This is a genomic window from SAR324 cluster bacterium (assembly GCA_015232315.1).
In the GTDB taxonomy this organism is placed as follows: Bacteria; SAR324; SAR324; order SAR324; family NAC60-12; genus JADFZZ01.
Map to the genome: position 1 here is coordinate 23,739 of JADFZZ010000020.1, position 18,994 is coordinate 42,732.

Sequence of the window (18,994 nt, forward strand, 5' to 3'; positions counted from 1 at the left end):
ATAGTTTTCTATTTTTTTCATCTATTTTACTATTATCCAGGTCCATGCTTCCCAATATCAAAAATTATTCCCATGACGATCTGAAACAATGGTTTCAAGAGCATGAGGAACCCGCGTTTCGGGCCGATCAGGTTTATCACTGGCTGTATAAAAAACGGGTCCAGACTTTCAATGACATGCGCAATGTGTCCAAATCGGCCATTCGCTTGCTCGAATCTTCATTTTCATTGGGGCCTATTGAACGGGGACCTGTCCGGAAATCAGTGGATGGTTCGATCAAATATGGATTTTTAATGTCCGATCAGAAAATGGTGGAATCTGTCCTGATGCCTCATCGTGACCATCATACGGTTTGTGTGTCATCCCAGGTTGGTTGCGCCATGGCCTGTGATTTCTGCATGACGGGAAAAATGGGCTTCATCCGCAATCTGGAGCCCGGCGAAATTGTGGAACAGGTGCTTGAAGCATGGAAAGATCTTTCGGCAGAGGATTCCATTAGAAATGTTGTCTTCATGGGGATGGGAGAGCCGTTTCACAATTATGAAAATGTCATGAAGGCGCTGGAAATTCTAACCAGCAGCAAAGGGCTCAATTTTTCTTCAAGGCGTGTGACCGTTTCCACGTCTGGATTGTTGCCGCAAATTCAGCGGTTTGGTCAGGAATCGGTCAGGGCCAGCCTGGCCATTTCCCTCAATGGTGTGACCGATGAAGTACGCTCACGCCTGATGCCGGTGAACAAAACTTACAATCTGGAAAAACTGGTGGAAACCTGTAAGGCCTTTCCGCTGGAATCCAGAAAACGCATTACCTTTGAATATATTCTGATACGGGATGTGACCGATTCCCTGAGTGATGCCAAGGCCTTGATCCGTTTGCTTCATGGGCTGAAATTCAAGGTCAATCTGATCCCCTTCAATGAAACCGGAGGCAGTCCCTACAAACGACCGGATCCTGATACAATTGAGGAATTTCAGCGGTATCTGCTGAACCATGGGGTGGTGGCTACACAAAGAATTTCCAAAGGACAGGATATTCAAGGGGCGTGTGGGCAACTGATCACGGCTTCCCGGCGTGAGCCTTCCCTCAAGTCAGTTGGATGACATACGAATTATTCGGTTTTTTCCCAGACTGTTCCCCGGCGGTTGGCATCGGTGAAGCGGGTGCCCTGATAGTTGACACCAATCATGATTGCCTGTTGCAGGTTGGTTTTGGTAAAATTCGCGTTTTTAAGATTGGCATGACTTAAATCAGCCTTGACCAGTGATGCGCCCTCAAGATTGGCACCTTCCAAAGAGCTGTGTATTAGATTGGCCCCCTCCAGGTTTCCTCCCGTCAGATTACTTTGATCCAGTAACGCGTTCTCCAGATTGGCTTTTTTTAAATTCACATGATTCATTTCCACGTTGGAGAGGTTTGCGCCTTTCAAACTGGTTTGTTCCAGATTGGTTTCTACCAGTTTTCCTTGTGAGAAATCCAGACCATCAAGTATCAGATTGGGCATGACAGCGTTTGAAAGATCAGTCTGCGCAAAGTTTACGCCTGTGATTCTGGCCTGAGAAAAATCCGCGTTAGACAACTTTGCGCTTTGAAAATTCGCGTTTTCAAGATTGGCTTTGCGAAATCTGGACTGTGACACTTTGGCGCCTGAAAAATTAACATCTTCAAGAAACGCCTTTTCAAAATCAGTATTTTCAAGTTGCGCGTTTTCAAAATTGGCCCGTTCGAGTTCAGCCTGAAAAAATATGGCATTATTCAAGGATGCGTCCTTAAATGTGGCACCGACCATCAACGCCTTGGTAAAAATAGCCCCATCCAGGATGGCACCTTCAAAATTGGCATGATCATAAATAATTCCAGCAAAATTTGCGCCCAGCAAATTTGCGCCCATGATGGTCGCCCCCTCCAGGGCGGCACCCCGCAAATCTGCTTTTCCCAGATCCGCATCCTGAAAATCAACGCCTTTGAGAATACTTTTGCGTAAATCAGCACCGACCATATCCGAATAATGGAGATCCGCATCGGTCAGATCCGCCTGTGAAAGTTGTGCTCCCGTCCATTGACTTCTCACCATTCTGGTCAGATTCAGGTGGGCTCTGTTGAGCCTGGCCCCATTGAAATTGGTGCGATACAACATGCTGGCAGTGAGATCCGCATCATCCAGCAGAGTGTTCTCCAGATTGGCCCCGGATAATTGTGAATTGGGTAAAATGCTGTTTTGCATTTGAGCTCCCTGGAGCTGGGCATCTTCCATCAGGACACTGGTCAGGTTCGCACCATTCAATCGGGCTGATTTCAGATTAACGCCCACCAGATAGGATTCCTGAAGATTGGCTGAATCAAGGTTGCACCCCTCAAGATTGGCACCATACAAATCACTTCCAGCCAAATCCGCACCTTTCAGGTTGGCACCGGAAAGATCGCATTTCACACAACTCCGGGTCTCTTTCAGACGAATCAATGCCTGTTCGTCATATCCCATGGCTGACGTTGAGAACCCAATAATTCCCATAAGCATCCAGAAGGTTCTTCTGTTTTTCATTGTGATCCTATCAGTCGCTGTGCGAGATTGTGTGTTTGTGTCAGTACGCCTCCGAAGGCTCTTGAACTGCTTAATCTGCTGATTTTACAATATTCAAGAATGCGCTCATCAGTCAAGATGACACCACTTCTGAATTACGCGACAACGGCTAATTAATGGTTGATTTTATATGAGTGAAAGCGTTACTCTGTTTACGTAGAGTTTTATTTGTGTGAAGGTCAAGTCGCATATAATCAGATAATGCCATAAACAGGTTGTTTCCTGTCATTTTTTTGTTTTGATGTATATCAAAACTTTGCATATATGAATAAAATCAATGTAAATCAAAAATGATCGTTTGATTTAGCTTTCCTGGTTTTTCCAATGTAACGCAAGAAGGGCCGCTATGAAAAATATTGCCTCCACAGTCATTGAAGAATATCTCCAGATCATTTATCAATTTCAGATAAGGGATGAAACCCTGAAAAGTATTGCTCTTGCTGAACATCTGGATACAAGCCCCTCCACAGTTCATGCCACTTTGCAGAGAATGATGAGGGATTCATTGATTCGGATGGATGACAAAAAACAAATTTTCCTGACAGAAGAAGGTCGAAAAGTGGCTGAAAATATTAAATTCAGACATAATCTGGCTGAATATTTTCTCTGCAATACACTGGGAATTCCCTGGTATGACGTTCATGTGCACGCCCATCGACTGGAACATGCCATGACGTCCCTGGTCACTGAAAAACTGGCTGAATTTCTGGGATTTCCCCACGCTTGCCCCCATGGGTCGCCAATGCCTGAATTCCGCAAGGATTTCTTGAAAGACGCAGAAACACTGGACATGGCCCAGGAAAACGCTGAGATTAAAATTGTGATGATTGATGAGAAGCTTGAAGAATCCAGAGACATGTTGAAACATCTGCATGAGAAAAACATGTTGCCGGGAGTACGCTATCGGATCAAGGAACGTTCTGATGTGACTCATTCTTTGTTGCTGGAAGCTTCAGATCACCAGGTCATGGTCCCTTTTGATCTTGCCAAAAGCATCTGGGTTAGATTCGTCGAGTAACAAATAAAGAGACTATTCTATGATGCTCATCTGGTGGTTGGTGATTCTCGCCGCAGGGACAGGGGTTGTCTTGCTGGCGAGAAAAACCATGATTCAAAAGGCCTGTTTCCAGCAAAAGATTACGCTCAAGAAAACTGTCGAGCCTTCCCTGAAAAACCCTGAAGAAGTCCGGATTCTTGTGTTGGGAGATACTGGTTCCGCCTTGCCCGAACAGCATCAGGTTGCCAGGGCCTGTGCAAGAACCTGTGAGGATCTGGGCTGTGATCTGGTTTTATTGCTGGGAGATAATTTCATTCAACAGGGCGTTTCCGGCATTGATGATCCCCAGTTCAAAAATAAATTTGAAAAAATTTATCCACAGCAACTCCCGTTTTATGCGGTGTTGGGCAACCATGATATCCGTGGAAACTGGCGAGCACAGATTGAGTATACAAATCACAGTTCCCGCTGGTTCATGCCGGATGTCAATTATTCTTTTGAAGCCGGTCCCGTATTGTTTCAGGCCATCAACACGACTTGTACCATTTGTTCCTTGTGGAGCCTTTTCCGGAAAAGCAATAAGGACTGGCGCGTTGTGTTCGGGCATCGTCCCATGTTGACCACAGGCAGGCATCCGGGAATGACCTGGCTGGAACGCTGGCTTATCCGGCGTTCAGGAGCGAAATTTGTGCTTTCCGGGCACAATCCGGGACTGGAACATCTTGAAGATCATGGATTGCATCAAATTGTCTCTGGCGGTGGTGGAACGCCGCTTCCTCCATTGCAGGAACGGGATTCCCCCGCCAAAAAATTTTCCGCACACACCCTGGGATATGTCTGGTTGCATCTCACAACGGGAAGTGTGAAGGCCAGATATTTCAATGCTGAGGGAAAATTTCTGTATTCGTTTGAAGACCACAAAAAATAGCATTTCCAACGAAATAATATTGTGCTCTTGTCAAGCTCCTCAGAGGATGTTACATAAAGTCAGATGCTTCTTTTGATAACTTAATCTTGCAGGGATTTTATGAGTAAAAATATTATTGTTCCCATCGATTATACGCTGATAAGTGAAGATGTGGCCTATGTTGCTGATGTCTGGGCCTCACATCTGGGGGATGGCATTCTTCATTTTTTGCATGTCAACCCTCCGTTGCGTCATTTTGTGAATCCTGAGTTATATGAATCAGCCAAACAGGATGTCAGCCAGAAAGCATTGAACAAATTAACAGGGTTTGTCGAAACACTGGGATTGAATAATCCTGTTGAATTTCATCATGTGATTGGGGAGCCAAGCTATGAAATTGTCCAGTTGGCAAATCAGCTTCACCCTGATCTGATTGTGATGGGGGCTCACGCCCATACAGAAGAAGACCGCTTTTTTCTGGGCAGCAATACTGACTTTGTAGTCCATCATTGCCAGTATCCAACGCTGGTTTACAAAGGTCATGAAGAAAGTTATGCGCGGGTGATTATTATTCCTACTGATTTTCAGGCAAACAACATCCCTGTCATTCAACTGGCTGACAAACGGGCCCAACAGACTGGTGAAGAGTTATGTTTTGTGCATGTGGAACGCAGTTCAAAATTTCATTTTTTACAACTTGAAGATGGTTCCTGGGATTATGACCGTCTGGATGAATCTCAACTACAGCAGGAACATACAGAGATCGAAACCCGGATGAAAGAATTTCTCAACACTCTGAATATCAAATCAAAATACCAGTTCAGAATTTTGTTTGGCAATAAAGTTTATCTCAAAATTCTGGATCTCCAGCAGGAACTGCATGCTGGAATGATCATGATGGCATCCCATTCAAGCACCTTCAAAAAACTGTTTCATGGAAGCAACGCGGGATATCTGATGCATCATGTCCAGTGTCCCATGTATGTCCATAAAACAAACTCCTGATTTGATTCCCTTCAACGGAGAATTTGGCTGGTAACTATCCTTCCAACGGAGTACCACCCGTTCTCCATTCCTGTTTTTTGAATTAACCAGTATCCTGTGATTCTCTGGTCGCTGTCTTGAGACTGGTTTGAAACTCGTCTCCACACCTCTGGATTTCGTGTCAGGCACGAAATGACAAAAACAGAAAATCACACCATACTAACTACCGGATTAGATTCATGGTTGCGATTCCATCAAAAATGATCCCCCTGGGAACAACGGCTGTTCCATTTTCCCTGCCAGATACGGTTTCTGGGAAAATGATGTCCCTGGAAAATTTGAAGTCTTCCAGGGCCACAGTGCTCATGTTCCTCTGCAATCACTGCCCCTTTGTCAAGCACATACAAACGCAACTGGTGCAACTCGCAAAGGATTACCAGTCACGGGGTGTGGCTTTTATCGCAATCAATTCCAATGATGTTGAAAATTACCCTGAAGACTCGCCTGAAAAGATGAAGGCGGTTGCACTGGAAAAAGGTTATTCTTTCCCCTATCTGTATGATGAATCACAGTCGGTGGCCAAAGCCTACCAGGCAGAGTGCACACCTGACTTTTTTATTTATGACTCCAGTTTGAAGTGTGTGTATCGCGGTCAACTGGATAATTCCCGTCCGGGAAATAACCTGCCAGTCACAGGTAAAGACATGCGCCAGGCTCTGGATGCCATGCTTGATGGGAACCCGGTTTCTTCTGATCAAAAGCCAAGTGTTGGCTGTAATATCAAATGGAAAAAACAGTAACCTTCTCCAGACTCAGAAAAAGGAATGACTTATGAAAATTTTGATTACAGGTGCTTCAGGCTTGGTAGGTAAGGCTCTTGTTCACGAGCTGGAACAACGTCATGAAATTGTTCCGCTATCGAGGACTCAATCTTCAGGTAAACCGTTCTGGAATCCGGAACACGGGGTGATCAACCCGAAAGATTTTGAAGGCGTGGAAGCGGTCATTCATCTTGCCGGCGAAAGCATTGTGGAGGGGCGCTGGAGTGAAGAAATTAAAGATAAAATTTTGAATAGCCGTGTTCACAGCACCAGATTGCTGGTCGATACCCTCGCGCAGATGCCACAAAAACCTGCGGTGCTGATTTCTGCTTCAGCCGTCGGCTACTATGGAAATCGAGGAGACGCATGGCTGGATGAAAACAGTTCTTCGGGCACAGGCTTTCTGCCTGAAGTTTGCAGACATTGGGAAAATGCGTCACAACCGGCAACCGCCGCGGGAATCAGATTGGTCAACACCAGAATTGGACTGGTACTCAGTAAGCATGGCGGCGCCCTCAAACGGATGCTCCTGCCGTTCAAACTCGGAGTTGGCGGACAACTTGGCTCAGGACATCAATATATGAGCTGGATTGCCATCAATGAACTGACCCGAATTTTTGAGTTCCTCATCAATCATCGGGAAATCAAGGGGCCTGTCAATGTCACAGCTCCCAATCCCGTGACAAACGCAGAATTCACCTCAGCTCTCGGGAAGGCGTTGTTTCGTCCGGCAATCTTGAAACTTCCTGCGTTTCTACCCAAAATGGCGATAGGCGAAGTGGCAGATGAACTTCTGTTTGCCAGCGCCAGAGTCAGACCACAGAAATTGCTGGATGCCGGTTATTCCTTTCAATATGATACCATTCTGCCGGCTCTCAAAGCTGTTACAAGCTGAAGGTTCCCCTCAAAGTGGAGACGCGATAACCTGCGTCTCTCACTCCATTCCCCGCAATTTTTCCAGACATTCTTCAAAGACCTTGTAGAGAAAAATCTGATCTTCGATTTCGGCGATTTTAGGCCAGGTAGCCTGTTCCCCCAGGCGAATGTAAAGTTTGAGCCCCTTCATATCAGGATTGATTGCGACCTTTCGATAGAGCAATGGCTGGAACGGAAACTGGATGTTGATATCTCCCAGATAGGTCTGCTTGGTCATGGCATAACCTTTGTCAAACAGAGGACGCCACAGGGAATTTTCCATCATGCTACTGGAAACCTCGAAGATTTCCGCAAGCTGGGAATGGAGCATGGAAGATCCCAGATGCTTGACAAACGGGATCACACCTTTTTTGCGACGGTGAGTGATGAACGGCAACACATGAGGGTTGGCCTGACTGACAATGGTGTGATTCACATTGTGCAGACGTGCGATTCTCAATTTGGGCAAATCACTGTGAACTGAACCATCAATCCATTCTTCGGTTGCCATGTATGGAACGGGTTCACCGGAGTTGTTTTTCGAATGCAGTTTTACCGGACGGAACACCCCCGGAATGGCACATGACGCAAGTGCGCTGTGGGCAATCATCACATCCGGTGCGGTCAGGTAACACAACACACGAGGCTTTTGTCTGGATCGAGTCGGCGAAACGGTGATGTTGAGAATTCTTCCGGAATGTTCATACGCTTCAAGAAAAGTCGCGGGTCCTACGTTGGACATGATATGTTCCAACAGGTTTGATGAATCCATGAGGAATTTTTCTTCCCGGATTTTTTGGGGAGATAACCATTTGAGAGCCTGCCTGTGTATCCGTTCAGGATGTGCGAAAAACTCATCCAGCTCCGTGTCATTTCTGGAACAGATTCCAGCCGCGACAATAGAACCCATGCTGGAACCCGAAATCACTTTGGGCAGTAGTTTCTGTTCCCAGAGTGCCTTGACCACGCCCAGATGGTAGATTCCAAAGGCTCCGCCACCGCTCAGCATCAGAGCCGTCTGACCAAAATTATGTGACGCCTGCTCAAACATTTCCCGTTTGGTTTTCCGGGAAAGTCCCTCAATTTCATGATCACATAAAAATCTCATGGCGGCGGCGGCTTCTTCCAGAAATTCCCGGACAATCAAATGTGTGCCGGTCAGTGCGTTATGATAGAGAGACGGATTGCTGATTTCGCCCAGATGCCGGTAAAGACTTTCCTGAAGAACCCCGGCCAATTGCAGTTCAAAACCGGGCTTCCTGAGCGTTCTCATTTTATGCAGATGGCTTCCAAGCAAAGCCGCGTCATAGTGATGTGAATCATGGGTTTGACGCCATTCCAGTTTTCCTTCCATCCTGTCCAGTTGGGTGGCGATTTCTTTCCACTGGGAATAGCTGGTTGCCTGGGACAGTTCTTTTTTTAATTTGATGATCCTGGGGTCTATAAACTTCATAGGTGGTCCTGTGTAAAAAAAAGAGAGAGGTCGATCATATTTTCGGCCATGTATCAAAACCGGGTCTTTGATTTGTTTCCCGATTTTGGTTTTGTACTGTAGGGGCGACCTGTGTGTCTGCCCGGGAGCAGGGCCAATGTCATCAATTTAAGCAATTACCTCCGAGAAAATCCCCCTTTTCAAAGGGGGCATGGGGGATTTAACGATCAGAATTACATCCCCCAACCCCCTTAAACTAAGGGGGAATTGATACACAGTACCATCCAGAAAGGTTAAGTTGAGGACATTGTGAGCAGGGCGAACACACAGGTTCGCCCCTACATTTTGTGGCATAAAATATTACCAACCCCAAAAAAGAGATATAAAATTGAATACTATCAGTTACCCTTGCTAAAAAACAAGCAGTTGCGGTTCAGTCATATCACGAATGGCATACCGCAGTCCTTCTCGTCCCAGCCCTGAATCCTTGAGGCCCCCATACGGCATGGAATCAATCCTGAACCCCGGAATCTGGTTGACAATGACAGCGCCAACTTCCAGACGTTCTGTCGCGGTTCGCATGGAATCCAGATGGTTGGTGAAGATCGAGGCCTGCAATCCATAGCGGGATTGATTGACGGCCTCAATGCCCGCCTCAAGATTTTTGAAGGATTCGATGATGACCACCGGTCCAAACACTTCTTCACAGACAACTTTCATTTCAGGAGTGGTTCGGGTCAGCACGGTGGGTTGATACAGGTTGTGGGATTCATCCGCGATTTTTCCTCCGGCAAGGATTGTTGCGCCCTGTTTTGTGGCGTCTGTCACCCACTGATCAACGCGCAGGAGATGATTCCGGTCAATGAGGGGGCCAACGACCGTTTCCGGCAAGTGCGGATCACCCATTGCCACATTGCTGGTATGCAGAAGAAACTGTTCCACAAACTCATCAAATCTGTTTTCATGGACGTAAATGCGTTGGGTCGAAATACAGATTTGGCCGGCAAACAAAAAACTGCCCTGGACCAGTGCTTTGGCTGCAAAGGGCACGTCTGCCGATTCATCAATGAGCGCGGCCGCGTTTCCACCAAGTTCAAGAATTATTTTTTTTGTGCCGCAAATACTTTTGAGATACCAGCCCGTGGCGGCACTTCCTGTAAAAGACAACAGTTTGAAAGTTGCCTCACGTACCAGTTTTTCCGCAAAGGGAACATCACATTGAAGGACATTCACACTTCCTTCTGGACAACCAGCCTGTTCGCACAGTTTGGCAAAGGCCAGACAGGTCAAGGGGGCATACGGTGAGGGTTTAAGGACAATGGGACATCCTGCCGCCAAAGCCGGAGCAATTTTATGCAACGCCAGATTGAGTGGGAAATTGAAGGGCGAAATTCCCAGAACAGGTCCAATGGGAAACAGGCGGGTGAAGGCTGTTTTTCCAGTGCCATTGGCAAAATCCATGGGAATTGTTTCTCCCGTGAGTTGTAAGGCTTCCCGGGCCGCAATGTTGAGGGTGCTGATACAACGTTCGGTTTCAGCTCTGGCATAACTCAGTGGTTTGCCTGATTCCGCTGTGATCAGTCTGGCGAACCATTCTTTCTGACTGGTCAGATCTTGAGCAAGTCTGGATAACAGATCCGATTTTTGACCGGCTGACCAGGATTTTAAGGCTTGAAATCCCCGGTTTACCGCCGCTGTCACCAGCCCCAACTGTGACTCGTTCATCAAGTTCAGTTTGCTGAGGAGGTTGCCGTGAAATTTGTCACGAACTTCAAGAGCGGCACCGTTGCCGTCGATCCATTCACCACCAAGGTAATTCTGTGTCTGTAACAAGGATAAATCGTTCATACAAACCTGATCAATTCGGGAATTCAAAAATGTTTCTGTTGAAGTCGGATGGTGCCATTCCAATTGGCATCCGGAGGATTTTTTCGATAATAATCACAGCGTTCCACAAACTGTTGACTGACCGTATCTTCCGGGAAGATTTTAAGACATTCCCGAAATTGATCAACGGCGTCAGTCCAGTTTCTTGAAAAATAAAGCATTAGTCCCTGATGATAGGGATTCAGAATTTGTTGTTTCAGATCCCGTATGCGTTCCTCATTGGCATCAAACACTTCAAAAATGCTTTCAGGCCGGTCTTTGCCTTTCACACTGACAAAATCAAGCTCTCTCCACAGGAACGGAGTTGTTGTTTCCGCCATTCGCCAGGTCTGGGAGGAAATAATAATTTGCGCGTTATACAGTTTGGTTAAACCTTCCAGTCGTGAAGCCAGATTGACCACATCGCCCAACACGGTAGAATCCATGCGATCGCGTGTTCCAACGGTTCCAATGATGACATTGCCACTGTGAATTCCGATCCCGGTCTGAATGGGCACATAACCGGATTTTTTTCGATAGACATTATATTCCTTGAGCGTCTTCTGCATTCCTATGGCTGTTTTTATGGCAGCCGTTGCTTCATGAGCATCACTGGATTCAGGGAAATCAAACAGGACCATCATGGCATCACCAATGAATTTATCAATGAATCCGTCATTTTCATGGACGGGTTGGCTCATCCGCTTGAAGTAGGCATTAAGAAAATTGAGCAGTTCCTGAGGTGAAAGTGTTTCTGAAAGATGGGTGAAATCTCTGATATCGGAAAAAAGAACGGTGATGATATCGCTCTCAGCCTTGCCCAGTTCAATGGATTCCAGCCCGTGATCGGCAATTCTGTTGAGAAACTGGCGGGGAACAAATTTCTCAAAGGTCTGGGTCATCGACGCGATTTTTTCTGTCACCTCAAGTATCGTCCGGGTTTGATCCAGTTCCCGCGTGCGTTCCCTGACCCTGTCTTCCAAATGTTCCACAGAACTTTTCAGTTGCATGTGCAGGCGGATGCGGGCCAGCAACTCAGCTTTATTGAACGGTTTTTCCAGATAGTCACTTGCGCCGGATTCATAGCCATGAATCAAGTCCTGGACCTTGCTTTTGGCTGTTAAAATTATAATGGGCAACTGGGATGAATCATATTTCTGCCGAACCCTTGACGCGACTTCATAACCACTTATGCCCGGCATCATCAAATCCAGCAACATCAGATCAGGCTTGTGATGTTCCAGGATTTCAAGCGCCTTGAAACCATCTGCCGCCGTCAGCACACGAAAATGATTTAGATGAAGTTGTTGTCTCAACACTTCCAGATTGACCGGTTCATCATCCACCACCAGAATCAGCCGATCCTGAAGATTCTCTATGATTTGTTCATCGGGTATGATGGCAATATTCGGCTCCAGAGCGGGCAAGGGTGTTTTTTCCGTTGACCTGAGGTCACGTTTTGTTTTTCCTGACGTGTTGGTGGATACCGGCAGGGTGAAAAAAAAGCTGGATCCTTCCCCTGGAACACTTTCTACCCACAGATCGCCATCGTGCAGTTCAACCAGTTGCCGGGTTACTGATAAGCCAAGTCCTGTGCCGCCAAACTCACGGGACACAGAACCATCAACCTGTTCGAAGGATTCAAAAATCTTTGACTGATGTTCCGGGGCGATACCGATTCCGGTATCCTGAACACTGATTTGAATGACGGCAGGCAGGTGTTCGGCGGTGATACGCACCATTCCGCTGTGAGTGAATTTGATGGCGTTGCCCACGAGATTGAACAGAATCTGTTGCAAACGGTTTTCATCAGCGTCAACCAAAGGCAAATTTTGCGGAATCGCATGAATCAATTGCAGATTTTTTTGACGGGCAGACTGTTCCGATAAATGGACAACAATGTCCACGACACTGCGGATATCAACGGGAGTGATCTGCAAGTGCAGGTCATGATTTTTCATTTTGGCAAAATCAAGAATATCATTGACCAGATTGGACAGTCTTTTTCCACTTTGCGCAATCATGATGAGATTGTTGTTTGCCAATTGGGGCAACTTCCCGGCACTTCCGTCCAGCAACGATTCAGCCAGTCCAATGATCCCGTTGAGGGGAGTGCGCAGTTCATGGGAGGTGTTGGCCAGAAATTCATCTTTGAGCCTATCAACGTTTTTCAGGTTTTCCACGATCTGTCTTTCTGCTTCAAGAGCTTCCTGATGTGCCTGCGCCGCCGCTTGCTGGGCCACGTATTTTTCTTTTCGTTCCTGATTGATCCGGTCCGCCAGGCCAAGAGACAGCAGCACCACTTCAATGGCAGAACCGATTTGTACCGAGTTTTCAATCAGAATGCTGGAGGTCAGAATTCCAGCGATTTTCAGGAAAAACAGTATCGTACCGAGAATCAGGCTCCCCCACGCCAGCAGGAAATACCATGCAGAGCGGTTGCCTTTGAGCCAGCATCGGATTCCCGCTGTGATGATGAGGATCGCTCCAATGAACACCAGCACGGTGAGACCGAAGAAAAACCATGAATATTTTGACAGTGAAAGCGTGATGATTGCTGTGAATAAAATGCTGACAGCCCAGACAAACAGAAATTTGTGTATTTGAGGAGTGTACTGCGAGGTTTTTAGAAACGATCGTGAAAATAACGCGACAAACAGCGCAATGCTGGTGGTTGACCAGATCAGTACATTGTTGAACCAATCCGGTGAATCAGGCCAAAACAGTGGAAACGCATACCCGTGAAAGGAAAATGTCCAGAGGATCAGGCTCAGGATATACAGCACATAATACAGATAACTGAGGTCTCGGACAGAAAAGAAAATAAACAGATTGTACAGTGCCATCACCCCCATGAGACCATAATACAATCCGAGGATGAAATTCTGCCACATATTGTTCTGAATATATTTTTCAGGATTCCACAAAATCAGTGGAATGGCTTCATGCAGTCCATCATAGGTTTGAAAACGGAGGTAGATCGTGCTTTTCTCCTGTGGCGGAAAATGAAGCAGAAACAGAAAATTTCTGTGAAAAATCCCCCGGTTTGCGAAGGGACGGCGGTCGCCCGTTTGAATGAGCCTGTAGGTGTGGTCCTTTTCGGGAATCCAGGCATCCAGATAGTCATGTAACGGAAAGGCCAGTTCCAGGTAACGTTCTACTTCTTCGGAATCCGGATTTTCAATAGTAAGTCTCATCCAATAGACAGACTTTGAGTAGGCAAAATTGGGAATCGAAACAGTATTGAGGATAAATTTGTCTTGAAATGCAGAACTTCGCAGTTGATCAATCGTAAGCGTTCCGTCTGGATCTTCCATAAACTCCAGCCAGGGCCCAAGCTCATATTTGCCTGTCAGCGGATCGATTGCCAGGACCGTTTCAGCCTGTGAAAATCTTTCCAGAAAGATTACAAGCAGAAGTAGCATGATTGTTTTCATTAATACTGTTTTGTATGACATTGCTCGCATCCAATTCATTGTTTCATTAGCTCCCTATAACTTTTGCAGTAAAGCCCTGCGTGTAATCAAGGGAAATCATGTTTTCAGGGTCCGAAACGATATATTTTTTAAATTATGAATGAATTTATCCATTTTGCTGTTACCCAGGCTTGATCTTGTTTATGTATTTATGGGATAGAAAAAGAGTTATGTATCAGTTTCAAATTGTTTTCCGGATGATATGTCTGTTCCTCACGCAAATTACCTTAAAAACACCATACCGCAATGTGAACAGGAATTTGTGGATGTTGTTGGACAAATTCCGGTTTTTTCAAGCCTTCCATCTGAACTCCTGTCCCAGTTATTCTGTTATTCAAAATTTGTGGCGTTGGTTGATGATCAGCGCGTGATTGAACAGGGAATGTTTGATCAGGAAATTTTTGTACTGCTCAAAGGCGCTCTCAGTGTATTGCTCAAAGATGAAAGCGGATCTGAAGAACTAATTGATATGATGCAGGAAACATTCACCCTGTTTGGTGAACGCAGTCTGCTGGGCGAACCACGGGGTGCGACAATCAAGGCTGATGGCAATGTTTTTCTGCTGGGAATTGATCTGTCCTCACTGCCGGATATGCTGGATGGCATTGATCATCCCGAAAATCGGGCCGCTGATGAAGAGTATCTGCGCAACATCCAGATGTATATTGTTTTTTCCATCGTGCTGACCCAGCGCCTGGATCGCCTGATCCGGGATCAGTATAAACTCCGTCAGCGGTTGCTCGGATTTCAGGAACGCCAGTCCACATGGACCCTTAATTTTCTGAAAGCCAGACTGTTCAACCAGTTTTACAGTGATGAAATTCCTCAAAACCTGAAAGTTCGTGAAATCATCACTAAAAGTCTTAAAAAATTTGGAATGGTCAATCCCGCGATTCGTAATGTGCTCACCAGCCGCAGAATCAATACCCGTCTGTTGTACACAGAGTTGATGAAGCAGGATGCGTTAGGGAAAATCACGGACCTGAACGGTCTGATCATGTCGCTGATAGGTGAATTGACTGATTATCTGAAACATGAACCCGATTACAGCATCCTGTTTGAAATCGATTTATTCACGATTCATGAAGAATTGAAAGAGAGCAGTTCACTGGGAGATTATTTGAATGGCCTGTACAAAAATATCCGCGATTCCGGCGCTTTATGCAAAAAAATGAGCAAAGAGGCTTTTCTGGATGTTTTTATGCGGGATATGTCACTGAACCCACCGGCGCTGGCAGAATATTTACGTGACAATCAAATGGTCAGGACTCATTTTGATCTGGCTCATATTATGTTTCTTGTCTGCCAGCAAACAATCTATGGCGTTTCACAGGCCAACCGGCATATCCGGGATTATGTGAAATTTTTTCATACCTATGACGCCCCGCATCAGGATAAGCGGCACATTGAGAACCGTTCCACTTCCATTGTGGAAAAACTCTTGCAGATGCAAACACAGCAGGACGCTTCCTGGAATGATAATTCAGGCACGAATGATGAATCAGAAGATCAGTCTCAGGAAAATGTGGAGGATCTGCTTAAAAGCCTGGGAATGTGATTTATTTTTATAATGAAAGTACTTTTTTTGTCAGTTTTCACAGAAAAGCACTTTAGACGATACCTTCAGGAAACATCCATGAAAATCACTTTTCTAGGCGTGGGCTCAGCCTTTTCCAAGATGAATTCCCGCAGTAACATTCTGGTCGAAAGCGACAAGATTAAGCTGCTGGTTGATTGTGGCTGGACTGCCTCTTCCTCCATATTGCGTTACGGATTGCAACTCGATGAAATCACGCATCTGTTTATCACGCATTTGCATGCGGACCATATTGGCGGTATGGAAGAATTCTGCCGGGTTTCTTTAGATAAACATCACCAGACTGTGTTTTTGAGTACAACCACCCTGGAAGAACGACTCTGGGATGCCAGTTTACGCAATGGACTTGAATACCTTGACTGGAATCCAGCCAGTGAGCCCAAAACCCTGTCATCTTATCTGACGACGAAACACATCCAACCCGAGCAGTGGTTTCATCCGCTGGCAGGCGATCCCCTGGAGATGTATCTCCATAAGACCCGTCATGTTAAAAATCTGGAAAGCTATTCCATTGAATTTCGTTACACCGCTGGTGGAAAAACGCGTCAGGCCTTATTTTCAGGCGATCTTAAATTCACTCCGGAATTACTGGAGGAATGCGCGGATCGTTGTGACTGGATTTTTCATGATTGTCAGTTGTTTGACACGGGTGAGAACAATTATTTAGGGGTTCATACGTCCTACAATCAGTTAAAAAAACTTCCCCCGCATATTCGAAATAAAATCTGGATTTATCATTATGGCGATACATCTTTGCCGGATGCCGTCAAAGATGGTTTCCAGGGATTTCTTCCACACCTCAGTCAATTTATCTTATCTCCCTGAGCCCTTATGTCTGTATTATTTCCTGATAAAAAAATCGCGATTGTTCATGATTGGCTCAATGGCATGCGCGGAGGCGAAAAATGCCTGGAAGTTTTTTGTGAAATTTTTCCTCAGGCCCATCTGTATACCCTGATCCATGAACAGGGAAAACTGTCAGACGTGATTGAAGCCATGGACATTCGTACTTCCGCTCTTCAAAAAATTCCCGGTGGTCTGACACATTACAGGCATTTCCTTCCCCTAATGCCCAAACTTGTGGAGCAGTTCAAACTGGATGATTATGACATCATCCTGAGTTCCAGTCACTGTGTGGCCAAAGGCATTTCCTATGCGGATCATCCCTTCCACATTTCCTATGTCCATGCGCCAATGCGTTACATGTGGCATTTGTTTGATACCTATTTTTCTCAGGAAAAAGTGGGCTGGGGAGTGCGTCTGGCCGCGTTGACCGCAAGACCCATGCTTCAGAAATGGGATGTTGAAACCTCTTCGAGAGTCCATGCGTTACTGAGCAACAGCCAGAATGTCAGAAAACAGATACAGAAATATTATTATCGAGACGCACAAGTGATTTATCCGCCTGTCGATCTGGAACAGTATTACCCGGGCGGAACTAAACAGCGGTATTACCTGATGGTCGGGGCCTTTGCTCCCAATAAACGTACAGATCTGGCAATCAAGGCCTTCAACCGTGCAGGGTATCCACTTCGTATCGCCGGGACGGGTCAGGAAGAAGCCTATTGCCGGTCAATCGCTTCAGCCAATATCGAGTTTCTGGGGAATGTGAGTGATGATGAACTAAGAATTCTGTATCAGGAAGCCCGGGCGTTTATTTTTCCCGGAGAAGATGATTTCGGCATCACACCGCTGGAAGCCCAGGCCTGCGGGACACCTGTTATCGCCTTTGGTGCAGGCGGTGCTCTGGAAACCGTGACTGAACAGACCGGGATCTTTTTCTATGAGACCAACGATTCCGCCTTGTATGAGGCCATTGAGCAAATGGAAGACAACTGGAAAAACTTTGATCCACACGCTTGTGTTCTGAACGCGACACGTTTTGGACGTGAGCGCTTCAAAATGCAGATGTCTCATGCTGTAGAGTTTGGCTACCAGCAGTGGAAACAACGTTCAGGCAAGTCAAAATCTCCCCTGCCGTAAATTTTCCGGTGTCGGCAACCGGTTAGCCGTCGCACGGTGTCATGCCGTGCTTTCAATCCCCCCCTTTCTGATTATGGCAAGATGCCTTCCCTCCGACCAAATTATTTTGTAAGCGTTCAGCTTTCAGTATTCAGCTTTCAGTGTTTATGCGCTTCAGAAGCATTATAACTCAATAGCAGAAAATATCGTTTGGCTTCCAGGCCTTGAGAATTCCTGAAAACTGATAACTGACGGCTGAACGCTTACATTATTTTTTTGGAATATATATGCCAGGCTCACAAGGAGGATTCTCCACCAGAGGTAGGGAACCAGAAAAAATGGTTAAAGATTTATGTTCGGGTACTTAACATCGCCCTTACCGTCTTGAACCAAAGAGGACTTGTGCCACTACCGTCAGAGGGCTTAACAGCCTTGTGCAGGAGCAGATGGTGTGTCAATCAAAGATGATTCCTGAAGTTTCCACGGATTGCCTGCGGCATTTGAAATGTTGGTCCATGAATGATTCGATTGAAATATGATTGATGACCGGGAGATCCTTCCGGCCAGTTTTGGAGAAAGGACGTCACCCATTGATTCCTGTTGAAATGGACTGGAACAGCATCACAATACACACCATCCATTTTCAAGCCATACAAGGATGAATTGGAGACATGAATAGAAATACGTGTAATCACTCCGAAGGCTGTGTTCGCGAAATTTGGCATACCGGCCGAGCCATTATTGATGATCACATGAGAACGACCATTGATCTGAAAATCTTGCGCGACAGGGAGACAGGTGTGCGTTGAAGCAAACACCCTGACTCCGGACTCAATAAAATATCGGGTGATCTGTTCATAAGAGGTGGGGACAGAAGGCGATGACGTTCCACAACCTGATGAAGTTTCACCGGGCAGACATTCTGCCGCAAAAGCCCATCCCGCAAGCGATTGCGCATCACCATGAACAATTCCGATGACGTGATCCCCAACTTTAACACGAAGATAACGAGGAAGATTACGCAACCCGATAGAAATTTCAGGATAATCTTCCGCTCTGCTCTGAAGTTGCTGTATGATCTGATTGGAGCGTTCCACGATGCCCTCAGCCACCCATTCCGGATAATTGCAACCACAACCCGTATCCTCTGAGGGATCTGCCATTTCCATTTCTACGTTACCCTGAATGGCTGAGTGCCGTAAAACCTCATAATTTATTTGTTCAAAGGTCTCGTGGTCTACATTGAACCAGTTGAAATCCCCATTGAAAACCAATAACACAGGCCTTCCCTGTTGCTCCTCATCGGCTTTCATTTTCAGAATGGATTTCAAGGCTTCATGGTTTCCATAAAGCCCACCAATGACATACAGCGTTTCTGCCTGATATTCAGGAATCTCACAAAAAACAGATGGTGAATAACGATAGCGCAGTGAGCAATTGCGTCCGGCAGGAGGCATTT

General features: G+C 46.1%; 14 protein-coding genes. 9 read left to right on the forward strand and 5 right to left on the reverse strand.

Annotation, left to right across the window (positions count from 1 at the left end):
- The first annotated feature begins 44 nt into the window (after nt 1-44).
- Complete coding sequence (gene rlmN, locus HQM11_13460; protein MBF0352033.1) at nt 45-1,100, forward strand: 23S rRNA (adenine(2503)-C(2))-methyltransferase RlmN; 1,056 nt, start codon at nt 45-47, stop codon at nt 1,098-1,100.
- A gap of 8 nt (nt 1,101-1,108) precedes the next feature.
- On the opposite strand, the gene HQM11_13465 is transcribed toward rlmN, so the two are convergent.
- Nucleotides 1,109-2,539, reverse strand: a complete 1,431-nt coding sequence (locus HQM11_13465) for a pentapeptide repeat-containing protein (protein ID MBF0352034.1) — start codon at nt 2,537-2,539, stop codon at nt 1,109-1,111.
- 385 nt (nt 2,540-2,924) lie between these two features.
- Here HQM11_13465 and HQM11_13470 point away from each other — a divergent pair, with 385 nt between their 5' ends.
- The 5 genes from HQM11_13470 to HQM11_13490 all read left to right on the forward strand — a co-directional run bounded on the left by HQM11_13470 (nt 2,925) and on the right by HQM11_13490 (nt 7,182).
- Nucleotides 2,925-3,596: a metal-dependent transcriptional regulator gene (locus HQM11_13470; protein ID MBF0352035.1), complete on the forward strand. Its 672-nt coding sequence runs from the start codon at nt 2,925-2,927 to the stop codon at nt 3,594-3,596.
- A 19-nt stretch (nt 3,597-3,615) separates the two neighbouring features.
- Nucleotides 3,616-4,503 (forward strand): metallophosphoesterase, encoded by an 888-nt coding sequence (locus HQM11_13475; protein MBF0352036.1) that lies wholly within the window; start codon nt 3,616-3,618, stop codon nt 4,501-4,503.
- Nucleotides 4,504-4,602: 99 nt separating this feature from the next.
- Nucleotides 4,603-5,487, forward strand: a complete 885-nt coding sequence (locus tag HQM11_13480; protein MBF0352037.1) for a universal stress protein — start codon at nt 4,603-4,605, stop codon at nt 5,485-5,487.
- 218 nt (nt 5,488-5,705) lie between these two features.
- A complete protein-coding gene (locus HQM11_13485) occupies nt 5,706-6,266 on the forward strand; it encodes a thioredoxin family protein (GenBank protein MBF0352038.1) in 561 nt (186 codons plus the stop codon).
- A gap of 31 nt (nt 6,267-6,297) precedes the next feature.
- Entirely contained in the window at nt 6,298-7,182 is an 885-nt protein-coding gene (locus tag HQM11_13490; protein MBF0352039.1) for a TIGR01777 family protein, read from the forward strand.
- Nucleotides 7,183-7,221: 39 nt separating this feature from the next.
- Here the strand turns inward: HQM11_13490 and HQM11_13495 are convergent, their stop codons facing one another.
- The 3 genes from HQM11_13495 to HQM11_13505 form a co-directional block, all read right to left on the reverse strand.
- Nucleotides 7,222-8,655, reverse strand: coding sequence for a DUF3336 domain-containing protein (locus tag HQM11_13495; GenBank protein MBF0352040.1), 1,434 nt, complete (start codon nt 8,653-8,655; stop codon nt 7,222-7,224).
- A 390-nt stretch (nt 8,656-9,045) separates the two neighbouring features.
- Entirely contained in the window at nt 9,046-10,482 is a 1,437-nt protein-coding gene (locus tag HQM11_13500; GenBank protein ID MBF0352041.1) for an aldehyde dehydrogenase family protein, read from the reverse strand.
- Nucleotides 10,483-10,505: 23 nt separating this feature from the next.
- Nucleotides 10,506-13,958, reverse strand: a complete 3,453-nt coding sequence (locus HQM11_13505) for a response regulator (GenBank protein MBF0352042.1) — start codon at nt 13,956-13,958, stop codon at nt 10,506-10,508.
- 220 nt (nt 13,959-14,178) lie between these two features.
- Between HQM11_13505 and HQM11_13510 the strand changes: the two genes are divergently transcribed.
- The 3 genes from HQM11_13510 (at nt 14,179) to HQM11_13520 (ending at nt 17,556) form a co-directional block, all read left to right on the forward strand.
- On the forward strand, nt 14,179-15,534 hold the full coding sequence (locus tag HQM11_13510; protein ID MBF0352043.1) for a cyclic nucleotide-binding domain-containing protein: 1,356 nt from the start codon (nt 14,179-14,181) through the stop codon (nt 15,532-15,534).
- A gap of 78 nt (nt 15,535-15,612) precedes the next feature.
- The gene (locus tag HQM11_13515; protein MBF0352044.1) at nt 15,613-16,398 is read left to right on the forward strand and encodes an MBL fold metallo-hydrolase; all 786 of its coding nucleotides are present in this window, start codon (nt 15,613-15,615) and stop codon (nt 16,396-16,398) included.
- Nucleotides 16,399-16,404: 6 nt separating this feature from the next.
- The gene (locus tag HQM11_13520; protein MBF0352045.1) at nt 16,405-17,556 is read left to right on the forward strand and encodes a glycosyltransferase; all 1,152 of its coding nucleotides are present in this window, start codon (nt 16,405-16,407) and stop codon (nt 17,554-17,556) included.
- 437 nt (nt 17,557-17,993) lie between these two features.
- Here the strand turns inward: HQM11_13520 and HQM11_13525 are convergent, their stop codons facing one another.
- Nucleotides 17,994-18,992: a metallophosphatase family protein gene (locus HQM11_13525; GenBank protein ID MBF0352046.1), complete on the reverse strand. Its 999-nt coding sequence runs from the start codon at nt 18,990-18,992 to the stop codon at nt 17,994-17,996.
- Nucleotides 18,993-18,994 lie beyond the last annotated feature (2 nt).

Coding starts and splice junctions, on each gene's coding strand:
- rlmN (MBF0352033.1), top strand. CDS start 45: ATGCTTCCCAATATCAAAAATTATTCCCATGACGATCTGAAACAATGG.
- HQM11_13465 (MBF0352034.1), bottom strand. CDS start 2,539: ATGAAAAACAGAAGAACCTTCTGGATGCTTATGGGAATTATTGGGTTC.
- HQM11_13470 (MBF0352035.1), top strand. CDS start 2,925: ATGAAAAATATTGCCTCCACAGTCATTGAAGAATATCTCCAGATCATT.
- HQM11_13475 (MBF0352036.1), top strand. CDS start 3,616: ATGATGCTCATCTGGTGGTTGGTGATTCTCGCCGCAGGGACAGGGGTT.
- HQM11_13480 (MBF0352037.1), top strand. CDS start 4,603: ATGAGTAAAAATATTATTGTTCCCATCGATTATACGCTGATAAGTGAA.
- HQM11_13485 (MBF0352038.1), top strand. CDS start 5,706: ATGGTTGCGATTCCATCAAAAATGATCCCCCTGGGAACAACGGCTGTT.
- HQM11_13490 (MBF0352039.1), top strand. CDS start 6,298: ATGAAAATTTTGATTACAGGTGCTTCAGGCTTGGTAGGTAAGGCTCTT.
- HQM11_13495 (MBF0352040.1), bottom strand. CDS start 8,655: ATGAAGTTTATAGACCCCAGGATCATCAAATTAAAAAAAGAACTGTCC.
- HQM11_13500 (MBF0352041.1), bottom strand. CDS start 10,482: ATGAACGATTTATCCTTGTTACAGACACAGAATTACCTTGGTGGTGAA.
- HQM11_13505 (MBF0352042.1), bottom strand. CDS start 13,958: ATGTCATACAAAACAGTATTAATGAAAACAATCATGCTACTTCTGCTT.
- HQM11_13510 (MBF0352043.1), top strand. CDS start 14,179: ATGTCTGTTCCTCACGCAAATTACCTTAAAAACACCATACCGCAATGT.
- HQM11_13515 (MBF0352044.1), top strand. CDS start 15,613: ATGAAAATCACTTTTCTAGGCGTGGGCTCAGCCTTTTCCAAGATGAAT.
- HQM11_13520 (MBF0352045.1), top strand. CDS start 16,405: ATGTCTGTATTATTTCCTGATAAAAAAATCGCGATTGTTCATGATTGG.
- HQM11_13525 (MBF0352046.1), bottom strand. CDS start 18,992: ATGCCTCCTGCCGGACGCAATTGCTCACTGCGCTATCGTTATTCACCA.